9 protein-coding genes are annotated in these 12,997 nt (G+C 69.5%); 4 read left to right on the top strand and 5 right to left on the bottom strand.

Annotated elements, in window-relative coordinates; translation table 11 throughout:
* Positions 1–2: 2 nt before the first annotated feature.
* Positions 3–1,067 carry a sugar phosphate isomerase/epimerase family protein gene (locus tag ABTX60_RS10855; RefSeq protein ID WP_352096746.1) on the top strand — a complete coding sequence of 355 codons (1,065 nt, stop codon included), beginning with the start codon at positions 3–5 and terminating at the stop codon, positions 1,065–1,067.
* A 68-nt stretch (positions 1,068–1,135) separates the two neighbouring features.
* On the opposite strand, the gene ABTX60_RS10850 is transcribed toward ABTX60_RS10855, so the two are convergent.
* From ABTX60_RS10850 to ABTX60_RS10830, 5 genes are all read right to left on the bottom strand, one after another.
* Positions 1,136–2,527, bottom strand: a complete 1,392-nt coding sequence (locus ABTX60_RS10850) for an OFA family MFS transporter (protein WP_352096745.1) — start codon at positions 2,525–2,527, stop codon at positions 1,136–1,138.
* A gap of 1 nt (position 2,528) precedes the next feature.
* On the bottom strand, positions 2,529–3,917 hold the full coding sequence (locus tag ABTX60_RS10845) for an OFA family MFS transporter (RefSeq protein WP_352096744.1): 1,389 nt from the start codon (positions 3,915–3,917) through the stop codon (positions 2,529–2,531).
* A gap of 117 nt (positions 3,918–4,034) precedes the next feature.
* Positions 4,035–6,185, bottom strand: coding sequence for an acetate--CoA ligase family protein (locus ABTX60_RS10840; protein WP_352096743.1), 2,151 nt, complete (start codon positions 6,183–6,185; stop codon positions 4,035–4,037).
* Between the two features lie 4 nt (positions 6,186–6,189).
* Entirely contained in the window at positions 6,190–7,425 is a 1,236-nt protein-coding gene (gene frc, locus ABTX60_RS10835) for a formyl-CoA transferase (RefSeq protein WP_352096742.1), read from the bottom strand.
* A 10-nt stretch (positions 7,426–7,435) separates the two neighbouring features.
* Positions 7,436–9,118 carry a thiamine pyrophosphate-binding protein gene (locus tag ABTX60_RS10830; protein ID WP_352096741.1) on the bottom strand — a complete coding sequence of 561 codons (1,683 nt, stop codon included), beginning with the start codon at positions 9,116–9,118 and terminating at the stop codon, positions 7,436–7,438.
* A 142-nt stretch (positions 9,119–9,260) separates the two neighbouring features.
* Between ABTX60_RS10830 and sucC the strand changes: the two genes are divergently transcribed.
* The 3 genes from sucC to ABTX60_RS10815 all read left to right on the top strand — a co-directional run bounded on the left by sucC (position 9,261) and on the right by ABTX60_RS10815 (position 12,982).
* Positions 9,261–10,391, top strand: a complete 1,131-nt coding sequence (gene sucC, locus ABTX60_RS10825) for an ADP-forming succinate--CoA ligase subunit beta (protein WP_352096740.1) — start codon at positions 9,261–9,263, stop codon at positions 10,389–10,391.
* A gap of 14 nt (positions 10,392–10,405) precedes the next feature.
* Positions 10,406–11,287, top strand: coding sequence for a succinate--CoA ligase subunit alpha (sucD, locus tag ABTX60_RS10820; RefSeq protein WP_352096739.1), 882 nt, complete (start codon positions 10,406–10,408; stop codon positions 11,285–11,287).
* A gap of 153 nt (positions 11,288–11,440) precedes the next feature.
* Positions 11,441–12,982: an aldehyde dehydrogenase family protein gene (locus ABTX60_RS10815; protein ID WP_352096738.1), complete on the top strand. Its 1,542-nt coding sequence runs from the start codon at positions 11,441–11,443 to the stop codon at positions 12,980–12,982.
* Positions 12,983–12,997 lie beyond the last annotated feature (15 nt).

Raw genomic sequence — 12,997 nt, 5'->3', positions numbered from 1 at the left:
GCATGAGCCGCTTCTCCCAGCCCGACCCCGAACTCGGCCACCGTCTCAGCAGACGAGGCATGCTCGGCGTGGCCGCCGGTGCCACCGCGGCCGCCCTGCTCGGCGCCGCGGCCCCGGCGAACGCCGCCACCGGTGACGCGACCGGCAACGCCACTCCCGCCACCGCCTCCGGGGCCAAGGGACGCGGCCGTCCCGTCCTGCCGCCCGGCCGCCTCGGCATCCAGCTCTACAGCCTGCGCGACAAGGTCTCCACCCTCGGCTTCGGTCCCGTCTTCGCCGAGCTGGAGCGGTACGGCTACGACGAGGTCGAGTTCGCCGGTTACACCCAGGGCTCCGCGGGCCCGATCACGCTCGCCCAGCTCAAGCGGCTGGCCCGCGACCACGGCCTGAACCCGATCGGCAGTCACGTCGGCTACTACTCCAGCGACCCGAACGCCTACACCTTCGCCCAGAACCTCACCAAGGTCCTCGACGACGCCCAGGCCCTCGGCCTCAGGCACATCGGCACGGCCGCCGGCCCGTTTCGCTACGGCTCGACCGTCGACGCCTGGAAGCGTGCCGCCGAGGACTTCAACACCTACGGGGCGGCGGCCAGGGCCCGGGGCATGAAGTTCTACCAGCACAACCACTCCGAGGAGTTCTCCTTCGCCACCGACAACCCCAAGGTCCGCCTCTACGACGTACTGCTCGAGGAGACCGACCCGAACCTGGTCTTCCTGGAGATGGACATCTACTGGGCCTATGTCGGCCAGTTCCGCTTCTCCAAGCGGCCCGACGGCACGCCCGCCCCCTTCGAGCCGCTGAACTACGTCCTGCGGCAGCCCGACCGCTACCCGCTCTTCCACGTGAAGGACGGCGAGAGCGACCCGTCGAACCCGTACGGCTACCGCATGACCGACGTCGGCGACGGGGACATCGACTACCAGCGGTTCATCTCCGCCGTGACCCGGCTGCGCGGCCACCGCATGGCCCACCACTGGCAGGCCGAGCACGACAACCCGGCCGAGTCCTTCACCTTCGCCCGCCGCTCCAGCGCGCACCTGCACTCCCTGAGGGAGAAGTGCTGACCGCTGTCCGGACAATGAGGAGGCCCCTCCCCGAACGGGGAGGGGCCTCCTCATGGGTGCCGCGTCCGTCAGCCCGCCGTCCGTGCCCGAGCCGGTGCGCGACCCGGCCGGCGCAGCAGCAGGGCCACCAGAGCGGCGAGCATGGACACGCCCCCGGCGAGGGCGTACGCGCCGTTGTAGCCCCAGGCCGCGACCACCATCGAGCCCAGTCCGCCGCCGAACAGTCCGCTGATCAGCTTGCCGCTGTAGACCAGCCCGTAGTTGGTGGCGTTGTAGTTCTCCCCGAAGTAGTCCGGGGTGAGCGCCGCGAACAGCGGGTAGAACGCGCCGCCGCCGAAGCCGGACAGAAACGCGAAGAACAGGAACAGCCACTCGCTCTTCAGATCGCCCGCCCAGATCACGCCGAACTGGGCGAGGCCCAGCACGACGATGACGAACACCAGGGTGGACTTGCGGCCCCACCGGTCGGACAGCCAGCCCACCACACCACGGCCGATCCCGTTGACCACCGCCATCACGCCCATCGACGACGCCGCCACCAGCGGGCCGAAGCCCACCTCCTTGGCGAAGTCGACCTGGAACGAGATCCCGAAGATCGACACGCCGGCGGTCATCACCACCGAGATCCACATCAGCGGCAGCATGCCCGTGCGGATGGCCTCCTTCGGGGTGTACTGCCGTACCGCCGGCGGGTTCTTGGCCAGGCTCGCCGCGTTCTTCCGGTCCCCCGCGAAGGACAGCGGGTCGATCTCCGCGGGCCACCAGTTCTTCGGCGGGTCCTTGAAGAAGAACGCGCAGACCACGACCACGATCATGACGTAGGCGCCGATGAGGTCCAGGACGCGGTGGTAGTTCGCCGTGTCGAAGCCGTAGTTGAAGATGAAGATGAACGGCAGTGACCCGTACGCGAACCCTCCGTTGACGAACCCCGTGCGGGCGCCGCGCCGCTCCGGGAACCACTTGCCGACCATGTTGATGCAGGTGGCGTAGACGAGCCCGGCGCCGATCCCGCCGACCACGCCGAAGCCGAGGATCGCCAGCAGCACGTTGTCCAGGTGCGACAGCGCCAGGAACCCCAGCAGGCACAGGCCCGACCCGATGTACATGGCCGAGCGGGCCGACAGATGGCCCTTCTCCCGCAGCCAGCCCGCCGGGAAGGCGATGCCGGCCTGGAAGAACACCCAGACGCTGAGGATCCAGAAGGTGTTGCTCTGCGTCCAGCCGTGCGCGTGGGACAGGGTGTCCTCCGCGGAGCCGTACGCGTACTCGAAGACGCTGATGGCCATCATGGCGATCCACGGCAGATACACCATGATCGTGCGGGAGTGGCCGAGGATGTCCCGGTCGGTCTCGCCGAGGCGGTAGACGCGGCCGTGGGGATCGGTCACCTCGCGGTAGGGACGGTGTGCGGCGGCGGAGGGTAAAGGGGACGTCCTTGCTTCGTACGGATCTGCCGTCATGTCAGGCTGTGTCCTCGCCGAGCGGTTGCGGGTTGGGGGAGATGCGGCCCGTCTTCCTGTCGCGTCCCGGCGGGCTCAGGAACACCGCCACGCAGCCGGCGAAGAGGGAGATGGAGCCGGCCAGGATGAAGGCACCGGAGTGCCCCCAGGCGCCGACGACCACCGCGCCCATGCCGGCGCCCAGGCCGGAGACGAGCTTGGCGCTGTAGACCATGCCGTAGTTGGAGGCGTTGTTGTTCTCACCGAAGTAGTCGGCGGTGAGCGCGGCGAACATCGGGAAGATGGCGCCGCCGCCGAAGCCGGAGATCGAGGAGAAGACCAGGAACAGCGGAAGGTTCTCGGCGTTCGCCGACCAGAGGATGCCGTACTGGGACAGGCCGAGGATCACGCACACGACGAGCAGGCACCGCTTGCGGCCGTACAAGTCGGAGAGCCAGCCGATGACACCGCGGCCGGTGCCGTTGACGATGGCCTTCAGGGACATGGCCGTGGCCACGATCCCGCCCGCGAACCCGGCCTCCTCGCCGATCTCCACCTGGAAGGCGATGCCGAAGATGTTCACGCCGGACGTGCAGGCCAGGCAGAACCACATCAGGGCGACCCGGCCGGTCTTCCACGCCTCCTTGGGGGAGTACTGGCGCACCGCCGGCGGGTTCATGCGCATCGAGCGGGCCGCGCGCGGGTCGTCCGGCGGGTTCAGCGGGTCGATCGTGGAGGGCCACCAGTTCTTCGGCGGGTCCTTGAAGAAGTAGCCGGAGCACGCGACCATGCCGGCCAGGAACACACCGACCGAGACCAGCACCCAGCGGAAGTTGGTCAGGTCCATGTAGCCGTTGAAGAGGAAGACGAAGGGCACCGAGCCGTAGGCGAAACCGCCGTTGACGAAGCCCGTCTTGCCGCCCTTGCGCTCCGGGTACCACTTGCCGACCATGTTGACGCAGGTGGCGTACACCATGCCCGCGCCCATGCCGCTGAACATGCTGAAGCCGATGTAGGCGAAGACCACGTGCGGCGCGAAGGCGAGGGACAGGTAGCCCAGCAGGGTGCCCGTCGCGCCGAGCATCATGGCCCAGCGGGCCGGCAGTTTTCCGCTCTCACGCAGTTTGCCCGCGGGGAAGGCCACCGCGGCCTGGAAGAAGACCCAGACGGTCATCATCCAGAAGATGTGCATGCTGTTCCAGCTGTGCGCCGTGTGCAGGGTCTCCTCGGCGGACGCGAACGCGTACTCGGCGGAGGAGATGCCCATCATGCCGATCCAGGGCAGGATCACCATCCACTTGCGCTTGCGGCCCATGATGTCGATGTCGGTCTCACCGAGGCGGTAGACGCGGCCGTTCGCGTCGGTGACCTCCCGGTAAGGAACCGTTGTGGGCAGATCGGTCGTTGTCATGTCGTGTCGCACCCCTTGCGTCGAAAGATCTGGCCAGCGCCCCCTGTCCCATGCCTTTCGTGCGCGCGCGGGTCCCGGGGCCGGCCGACGCGCACCGTCAGCCGGCCCCCCGCTCACTCACCTCATGTACCGCCCCCCCAGCCGTCCCGCCTCCCGCGCCCAGCGGTACTTCGCGCCGAGCACGGCCACCGGCTTCTCGGTCGTGTACGGGTACGCCACGACCCCGCGTTCGAAGAGGTACTGGCAGGCCTCCTCGACCTCTACGTCCCCCGCGAGCGACGCCACCACGGGCTTCTCGATCCCGCGCTCCCGGAACTCGGCCACCACGCGCGCGGTGAGCTCCGCGAAGACCATGGGAGGAGTGACGATGGTGTGCCAGTAGCCGAGGACCAGCGCGTGGATGCGCGGGTCCTCCAGACCCAGCCGGATCGTCGCCTCGTACGTCGACGGTGGCTCGCCCCCGGTGATGTCCACCGGGTTGCCCGCGGCCCCGAAGGGCGGGATGAACTTCCGGAACGCCTCGTCCAGGTCCGGCGGGATCTCCATCAGGGACAGGCCGTTGTCCGTCACCGCGTCGGAGAGCAGCACACCACTGCCGCCGGCGCCCGTGATGATCACGACGTTGTCGCCCTGGGGAGCGGGCAGCACCGGCAACGCGCGCGCGTACTCCAGCATGTCGTTCAGGCCCGGCGCCCGGATCACCCCGGCCTGCCGCAGGATGTCGTCGTACACGGCGTCGTCACCGGCGAGGGCGCCGGTGTGTGAACCGGCCGCCTTGGCACCGGCCGCCGTCCGCCCGGCCTTCAGCACGACCACCGGCTTCTTCGGCACGGTCGCACGGGCGGCCTCCACGAAGGCCCGGCCGTCCTTGAGGTCCTCCAGGTGCATCGCGATGCAGTCGGTGTGCGGGTCCTCGCCGAACCAGGTCAGCAGGTCGTCCTCGTCCAGGTCCGACTTGTTGCCGAGCCCGACGATCGCCGACACGCCCGTCTTGGTGGTGCGTGCGAAGCCCAGGATGGCCATCCCGATGCCGCCCGACTGCGAGGTCAGCGCCACCCCGCCCTTGACGTCGTACGGCGTGCAGAACGTGGCGCACAGGTCCTGCCAGGTCGAGTAGTAGCCGTAGATGTTCGGCCCCAGCAGCCGGACGCCGTGCCGCTCGGCGATCTCCACGATCTCCGCCTGGAGTTCGTGCTCGCCGGTCTCCGCGAACCCGGAGGGGATCAGCACGGCGTTCGGGATCTTCTTGCGTCCCACCTCCTCCAGGGCCGAGGCCACGAACTTGGCGGGGATCGCGAAGACCGCCACATCCACCTCACCGGGAACGTCCGTGACACTCTTGTACGCCTTGCGGCCCAGAATGTCATCGGCCTTGGGGTTCACCGGGTGGATCTCGCCCGCGAAGCCCCCGTCCACGAGGTTGCGCATCACCGAATTGCCGATCTTGCCTTGCTCGTTGGAGGCGCCGATCACGGCGACCGAGCTGGGCTGCATCAGCCGGCGCATCGAGGTGAGGATCTCGTCGCGCGAGTACTTCCGGCGGGGAGCCGGCTGCGACTCGGCGAGGATCACCCGGATGTCGGCCGCGACGGCCCCCTCCGCCGTCGCGATCACCGGATTGAGGTCCACCTCGGCGATCTCGGGAAAGTCCGCGACGAGTTGGGACACCCGGCGGATCTGCTCGGCGACGGCCCACCGGTCCACGCCCGCCTGGCCGCGCACCCCGCGCAGGATCTCCGCCGACCGGATCGAGTCCAGCATCGACAGCGCCTCGTCGGCGGTCACCGGCGCGAGCCGGAACGTGACGTCCTTCAGGACCTCGACGAGCACCCCGCCGAGCCCGAAGGCGACCACCTTCCCGAACGTCGGGTCCGTGACCGCGCCGACGATGACCTCCTGCCCCTTCGGCAGCAGCTCCTGCACCTGCACGCCCGAGATGCGGGCATCGGCGTCGTAAGCCCGCGCGTTGTCGATGATCGTGTGGAACGCGGTCCGTACGTCGGCCGCGCCCTCGACCCCGACGATCACCCCGCCGGCGTCGGTCTTGTGCAGGATGTCCGGAGAGACGATCTTCATCACGACGGGTCCGCCGAAGCGCGCCGCGAACGCCACGGCCTCGTCGACGTCCGTCGCCAGCTCCTCGCCCGGTACGGCGATCCCGTACGCGTCGGCGATCAGTTTGCCCTCGGGCGCGGTCAGCGCGGTCCGCCCCTCGGCCCGCACGGACTCCAGGAGGGACCGCACCCGCAGGACCCGGTCTTCCGCCATCACGTCAGATCACTCCGTTCGACTTGAGCAGGCGCACTTCCTCGTCGCCGAGACCGAGTTCGCCGACGTAGACCTCTTCGTTGTGCTCGCCGAGCAGGGGTGAACTGGTCACGTGCACGGGAGAGTCGGACAGCTTGAGCGGGCTGCCGACGGTCACGAAGTCGCCGCGCTCGGGGTGCGGGACGGTGACGACCATCTCGTTGGCGACCAGCGAACGGTCCTCGATGATCTCCCGGGTGGACAGGATCGGCCCGCACGGTATGTTGTGCGCGTTGAGCCGCTCCAGCACCTCCCACTTGGGCAGCGTCGAGGACCACTCCTCGATCAGCTGGAACATCTTGCCGAGCTTGGGCAGCCGCGCCTCGGGCGTCGCCCACTCGGGGTCGTCGGCCAGCTCGGGCCGGCCGATGAGCTCGCTGATCGGCTGCCAGCCGACGGGCTGCACGATCACGTACACGTAGTCGTTCGGGCCGCCCGGTGCGCATTTGACCGCCCAGCCGGGCTGACCGCCGCCGGACGCGTTCCCGGACCTGGGAACCTCGTCGCCGAAGTCGTCGTTGGGATATTCACGGAGCGGGCCATGTGCCAGCCGCTGCTGATCCCTCAGCTTCACCCGGCAGAGGTTGAGGACGGCATGCTGCATGGCCACGTTGACCCGCTGTCCGCGCCCGGTGTTCTCCCGCTGGTACAGCGCCGCGAGAATCCCCGCCACGGCGTGCACACCCGTCCCCGAGTCCCCGATCTGGGCCCCCGTCGCCAGCGGCGGTCCGTCCTCGAAACCGGTGGTCGACATCGACCCGCCCATGGCCTGCGCGACGACCTCGTACGCCTTGAAGTTGGTGTACGGGCCCTCGCCGAACCCCTTGATGGAGGCATAGACGATCCGTGGATTGATCTCCTGGATGCGGTCCCAGGTGAAGCCCATCCGGTCCACCGCGCCCGGGCCGAAGTTCTCGACCATGACGTCGGAGCGCCGGATCAGCTCGGTGAGGATCTCCTTGCCGCGCTCGGTCTTGGTGTTGAGGGTGATGCTCCGCTTGTTGCAGTTGAGCATCGTGAAGTAGAGGGAGTCGACGTCCGGCAGGTCACGCAGCTGCTTGCGCGTGATGTCGCCGGTCGGCGCCTCCAGTTTGACGACGTCCGCGCCGAGCCAGGCGAGCAGCTGGGTCGCCGACGGCCCGGACTGGACGTGGGTCATGTCCAGGACGCGGATGCCTTCGAGGGCCTTGGTTCCTGTCATCGGGGGCACCTCACTTGTACATGGTCTGGTTCATGGTTCCGGGGGCGTACGCGTCGGGGTCGACCCAGACGTTGATGAGCGACGGCTTGCCGGACTCGCGGGCGCGTTGCAGCGCCGGGCCGATGTCGGCGGGGTCGCGGACCTCCTCGCCGTGACCTCCGAGCATGCGGGCGAACTCGTCGTAGCGGACGTCGCCCAGGGTGTTGCCGATCCGCTCGCGGTCCTTGCCGTACTTGGCGGCCTGGCCGTAGCGGATCTGGTTCATGGAGGAGTTGTTGCCGACGATGCCGACGAACGGGAGGTTGTAGCGGACGAGCGTCTCGAAGTCCCAGCCGGTGAGGGAGAACGCGCCGTCGCCGAAGAGCGCCACGACCTCCTTGTCGGGCCGCGCCTGCTTGGCCGCGAGCACGAAGGGGACGCCGACGCCGAGCGTGCCGAGGGGACCGGGGTCCATCCAGTGCCCGGGCGACTTGGGCTGCACGACCTGCCCGGAGAAGGTGACGATGTCGCCGCCGTCGCCGATGTAGATCGAGTCCTCGGTGAGGAAGTCGTTGATCTCGCTGACCAGGCGGTAGGGGTGGATGGGTGAGGCGTCGGACTTCAGGTTCGGCAGCCGCTTCTCCAGAGCGGTCTGCTCGGCCGCCCGCAGCTCGTCCAGCCACTCCTTGCGCTTGGACGCGCCGCCGTTGATGCGCCCGGAAGCCGCCTCGGTCACCGACTTCAGCACCAGCCCGGCGTCGCCCACGATGCCGAGGTCGATGTCGCGGTTCTTGCCGACGGTGCGGTAGTCGAGGTCGATCTGCACGACGGTCGCGTCCGGGGACAGCCGCTTGCCGTAGCCCATGCGGAAGTCGAAGGGCGTGCCGACGATGACGATGACGTCGGCGTTGGAGAAGGCGTACCGGCGCGAGAGCTGGAAGTGGTGCGGGTCGCCGGGCGGGAGGGTGCCGCGTCCCGCGCCGTTCATGTAGGCGGGGATGTTGAGGGTCCTGACGAGCTCGATGGCCGCTTCGGTACCCCGGGTCGTCCAGACCTGGCTGCCGAGCAGGACGGCCGGCTTCTCGGCGTGCACCAGCAGGTCGGCGAGCTTCTCGATGGCCTCGGGGTCGCCGGCCGAGCGGGTCGAGGCGCGGTAGGCGCCTTCGTGCGGCACGCGCGCCTTGGCGGCCGGGACCTTGGCGTCGAGCACGTCGCGCGGAATCTCCAGGAAGGAGGGCCCGGGTGCGCCGTGGAAGCACTCGCGGAACGCCATGGACACCATGTCCGCGGCGCGGGCCGTGTCCGGCACGGTCGCCGAGAACTTGGTGATGGGGTTCATCATGTCGACGTGCGGCAGGTCCTGCAGGGACCCCATCTTGTGCTGGGTGAGGGCCCCCTGACCGCCAATCAGCAGCATGGGGGACTCCGCGCGGAAGGCGTTGGCGACACCGGTGACGGCGTCGGTCGTCCCGGGTCCCGCGGTGACCACCGCGCAGCCGGGCTTGCCGGTGATGCGGGCGTAACCGTCGGCGGCGTGGGCGGCGACCTGCTCGTGGCGTACGTCGACGACCTCGATGCCCTCGTCGACGCAGCCGTCGTAGATGTCGATGATGTGGCCGCCGCACAGCGTGTAGATGCGGTCGACCCCCTCGGCCTTCAGCGCCTTGGCTACGAGATGACCACCGGAAATCAAGTCCTGGGTGTCGTCGGGCATGGCGAAGTCCTGTCCCTTCGTAGGGGTTTGGAGCGGCTCGCAGTACATTGCATACAGTCGACGAATACTGTATGAAGCTTGTTATCCCGCATCCGGTGGGTGGTGTCCAGGGGGCGTGCGGCATTTTCAGTCAGGAGCCGAAATGGACCTGTACGAACACCAGGCAAGAGAACTCTTCGAAGAACACGGCATCTTGGTACCGAGGGCCGAGGTGACCGACTCGCCCAAGAAGGCACGCGAGATCGCACGCCGGCTCGGCGGCCGGGTCGTGGTGAAAGCCCAGGTGAAGACCGGTGGACGCGGCAAGGCAGGCGGTGTGAAGCTCGCCGCCGACCCGGCCGCCGCCGAGCTGACCGCACGCCAGATCCTCGGCATGGACATCAAGGGACACACGGTCGGCAAGGTCATGCTGGCCCAACCGGTGGACATCGACACCGAGTTCTACGTGTCCTACGTGCTCGACCGAGCTGCGGGCCGCTTCCTCGCGATCGCCTCCGCGGAGGGCGGCATGGAGATCGAGGAGGTCGCCGCCACCCGTCCCGAGGCCGTGGCCCGTGTCCCCGTCGACCCTGCCGAGGGAGTCACCACCGCGAAGGCGGGCGAGATCGCCGCGGCGGCCGGGCTGCCGCAGCAGACCGTGGACGTCCTGGTACGCCTGTGGGAGGTCCTGGTCCGCGAGGACGCCCTCCTCGTCGAGGTCAACCCGCTCGTCCGCACGAAGGAGGGCCGGATCCTGGCCCTTGACGGCAAGGTCACCCTTGACGACAACGCCCGCTTCCGGCAGGCGCGCTGGGGCGCGGACGAGGCGGAGCACGACGACGCGCTGGAGGCGGCCGCCGCCGCGAAGGGCCTCAACTACGTCAAGCTGGACGGCGAGGTCGGCATCATCGGCAACGGCGCCGGCCTCGTCATGTCGACCCTGGACGTGGTCGCGGGATGTGGCGCGCGACCCGCCAACTTCCTCGACATCGGCGGTGGAGCGAGTGCCCGGATCATGGCGGACGGCTTGTCGGTCATCCTCTCCGACCCGGCCGTGAAATCCGTCTTCGTCAACGTCTTCGGCGGGATCACCGCCTGCGACGCGGTCGCCGACGGCATCGTGCAGGCCCTGGAATCCGTGCGGTTGACCAAGCCGCTGGTCGTCCGCCTGGACGGCAACAACGCGGCAAGGGGCCGGGCCATCCTCGACGAGCACGCGCATCCGCTGGTCCAGCAGGTCACCACCATGGACGGCGCCGCCGCCCGTGCCGCCGAACTCGCCACCACGGCCTGAGGAGAGGGAACGTCATGGCCATCTACCTCACCAAGGAGAGCAAGGTCCTCGTCCAGGGCATGACCGGTGGCGAAGGCATGAAGCACACCCGGCGCATGCTCGCGGCCGGGACGAACGTCGTCGGTGGCGTCAACCCGCGCAAGGCCGGCCGCACCGTCGACTTCGACGACCGTGCCGTGCCGGTCTTCGGCTCCGTCGCCGACGGCATGCGCGCCACCGGGGCCGACGTCACCGTCGTCTTCGTCCCGCCCGCCTTCGCCAAAGCGGCCGTCGTCGAAGCCGCCGACGCCGGCATCGGCCTCGCCGTCGTCATCACCGAGGGCATCCCCGTCCACGACTCCGTCGCCTTCACCGCGTACGCCGGCGACAAGGGCACCCGCATCGTCGGCCCCAACTGCCCGGGCCTCATCACCCCCGGCCAGTCCAACGCGGGCATCATCCCGGCCGACATCACCAAGCCGGGCCGCATCGGCCTGGTCTCGAAGTCGGGCACGCTGACCTACCAGCTCATGTACGAGCTGCGCGACATCGGCTTCTCCACCTGCGTCGGCATCGGCGGCGACCCCGTCGTCGGCACCACGCACATCGACTGCCTCGCCGCCTTCCAGGACGACCCCGACACCGAACTGATCGTCCTCATCGGCGAGATCGGCGGTGACGCGGAGGAACGTGCGGCGGCCTACATCCGTGAGCACGTCACCAAACCCGTCGTCGGCTACATCGCCGGATTCACCGCACCCGAGGGCAAGACCATGGGGCACGCGGGCGCCATCGTGTCCGGCTCCTCCGGCACGGCCGCCGCGAAGAAGGAGGCCCTGGAGGCGGTCGGGGTGAGTGTGGGCAGCACACCGACCGAGACGGCGAGGCTGGTCCTCACCCGACTCGAAGGGCGCTAGCCGGGCCGCCACCGTGTGTTTGCGCGATGCGTAGAACGGCCCGTCAGCCGGGCCGCCACCGTGTGCTTGCGCCACGCGCTGGACGGCCCGTCAGTGGGCCATCAACAACGCCCCTCCCCGCCCCCGACTGTGCACCGAGAGCGGAGCTACCCCATGGCACCCACCCTCACCCTCAAGACCGGCACGTCCTGGCCCGACGCGTGGCGGCGCTGTCTCGCCGTCGCACCCGAGGCCTTCCGCGACGACCGGGTCCTCAACCTCTGGAACGGCGCCTGGCAGGAGGACGGACGGGTTCTGCCCGCCGTCAGCCCGGTCGACGGCAGCCCTATCGCAGGCCCGCCACGTCTGGACGGGACCACCGCACACCGGGCCGTGTGCGCCGCGCTCGACCAGCACCGCGCCTGGCGGCACCTCCCCCTGGAGGAGCGCCGGGCCCGGGTCGCGGCCACCCTCGACGCCCTCACCGAACACCGCACGCTGCTCGCGCTCCTGCTCGTCTGGGAGATCGGCAAGCCCTGGCGGCTCGCCCAGGCGGACGTCGACCGGGCCATCGACGGGGTCCGCTGGTACGTCGACGGCGTCGAACCGATGCTCGTCGGCCGGTCCCCGCTGGAGGGCCCGGTATCCAACATCGCCAGCTGGAACTACCCGATGAGCGTGCTCGTTCACGCATTGCTGGTCCAATCACTGGCAGGCAACGCGGTCATCGCCAAGACCCCGACCGACGGCGGTGTCGCCTGTCTGACCCTGGCCTGTGCCCTCGCCGCCCGCGAGGGAGTTCCGGTGACCCTCGTCAGCGGCAGCGGGGGCGAGTTGTCCCAGGCGTTGGTGCGGGCGCCCGAGATCGGCTGCGTCTCCTTCGTCGGCGGCCGCGACACCGGCGCCGCCGTGGCCACAGCCGTAGCCGACCTCGGCAAACGGCACGTACTCGAACAGGAGGGACTCAACACCTGGGGCATCTGGAACTTCTCGGACTGGGACGCCTTCACCGCGGTGATCCCCAAGCTCTTCGACTACGGCAAGCAGCGCTGCACGGCGTACCCGCGCTTCGTCGTCCAGCGGCACCTGTTCGACGCGTTCCTGGCGGCGTACCTCCCGGCGGTGCGCACGCTCGAGGTCGGGCATCCGCTCGCCGTGGAGCAGCCTGACGACCCGTACCCGGAGCTGGACTTCGGGCCGGTGATCAACGCGGCCAAGGCGAAGGAGCTGCAGGATCAGGTCGCCGTGGCGATCGAACGCGGCGCCGTACCGCTGCACCGCGCCACACCCGACGACGCCCGCTTCCTGCCCGGGCAGGACACCTCCGCCTACGTCCAGCCGGTCACGCTCCTCAACCCGCCCTCGTCCTCCCCGCTGCACCACGCGGAGCCGTTCGGCCCGGTCGACACGATCGTCCTGGTCGACACGGAGGCGGAGCTGCTGGCCGCGATGAACGCCTCCAACGGCGCGCTGGTCGCCACGCTGTCCACGGACGACCGGGCGACGTACGAGCGGCTCGCCCCGCACATCCGCGCGTTCAAGGTCGGCCACGGCACGCCGCGCTCCCGGGGCGATCGCGACGAGCTGTTCGGAGGGCTCGGCGCGTCCTGGCGCGGCGCGTTCGTCGGCGGTGACCTGCTCGTGCGGGCGGTGACGCGGGGACCGGAGGGGGAGCGGCTGCCGGGGAACTTCCCGGAGTACCAGCTGCTGCCCTGACGTAGGGGGGGCGCG

It is taken from the genome of Streptomyces sp. NPDC126510, assembly GCF_040302345.1.
Lineage (GTDB): Bacteria > Actinomycetota > Actinomycetes > Streptomycetales > Streptomycetaceae > Streptomyces.
The sequence above is the reverse complement of the archived record's forward strand: the minus strand, read 5'-3'. Positions and strand labels throughout refer to the sequence as shown.

Coding starts and splice junctions, on each gene's coding strand:
- ABTX60_RS10855 (WP_352096746.1), top strand. CDS start 3: ATGAGCCGCTTCTCCCAGCCCGACCCCGAACTCGGCCACCGTCTCAGC.
- ABTX60_RS10850 (WP_352096745.1), bottom strand. CDS start 2,527: ATGACGGCAGATCCGTACGAAGCAAGGACGTCCCCTTTACCCTCCGCC.
- ABTX60_RS10845 (WP_352096744.1), bottom strand. CDS start 3,917: ATGACAACGACCGATCTGCCCACAACGGTTCCTTACCGGGAGGTCACC.
- ABTX60_RS10840 (WP_352096743.1), bottom strand. CDS start 6,185: ATGGCGGAAGACCGGGTCCTGCGGGTGCGGTCCCTCCTGGAGTCCGTG.
- frc (WP_352096742.1), bottom strand. CDS start 7,425: ATGACAGGAACCAAGGCCCTCGAAGGCATCCGCGTCCTGGACATGACC.
- ABTX60_RS10830 (WP_352096741.1), bottom strand. CDS start 9,118: ATGCCCGACGACACCCAGGACTTGATTTCCGGTGGTCATCTCGTAGCC.
- sucC (WP_352096740.1), top strand. CDS start 9,261: ATGGACCTGTACGAACACCAGGCAAGAGAACTCTTCGAAGAACACGGC.
- sucD (WP_352096739.1), top strand. CDS start 10,406: ATGGCCATCTACCTCACCAAGGAGAGCAAGGTCCTCGTCCAGGGCATG.
- ABTX60_RS10815 (WP_352096738.1), top strand. CDS start 11,441: ATGGCACCCACCCTCACCCTCAAGACCGGCACGTCCTGGCCCGACGCG.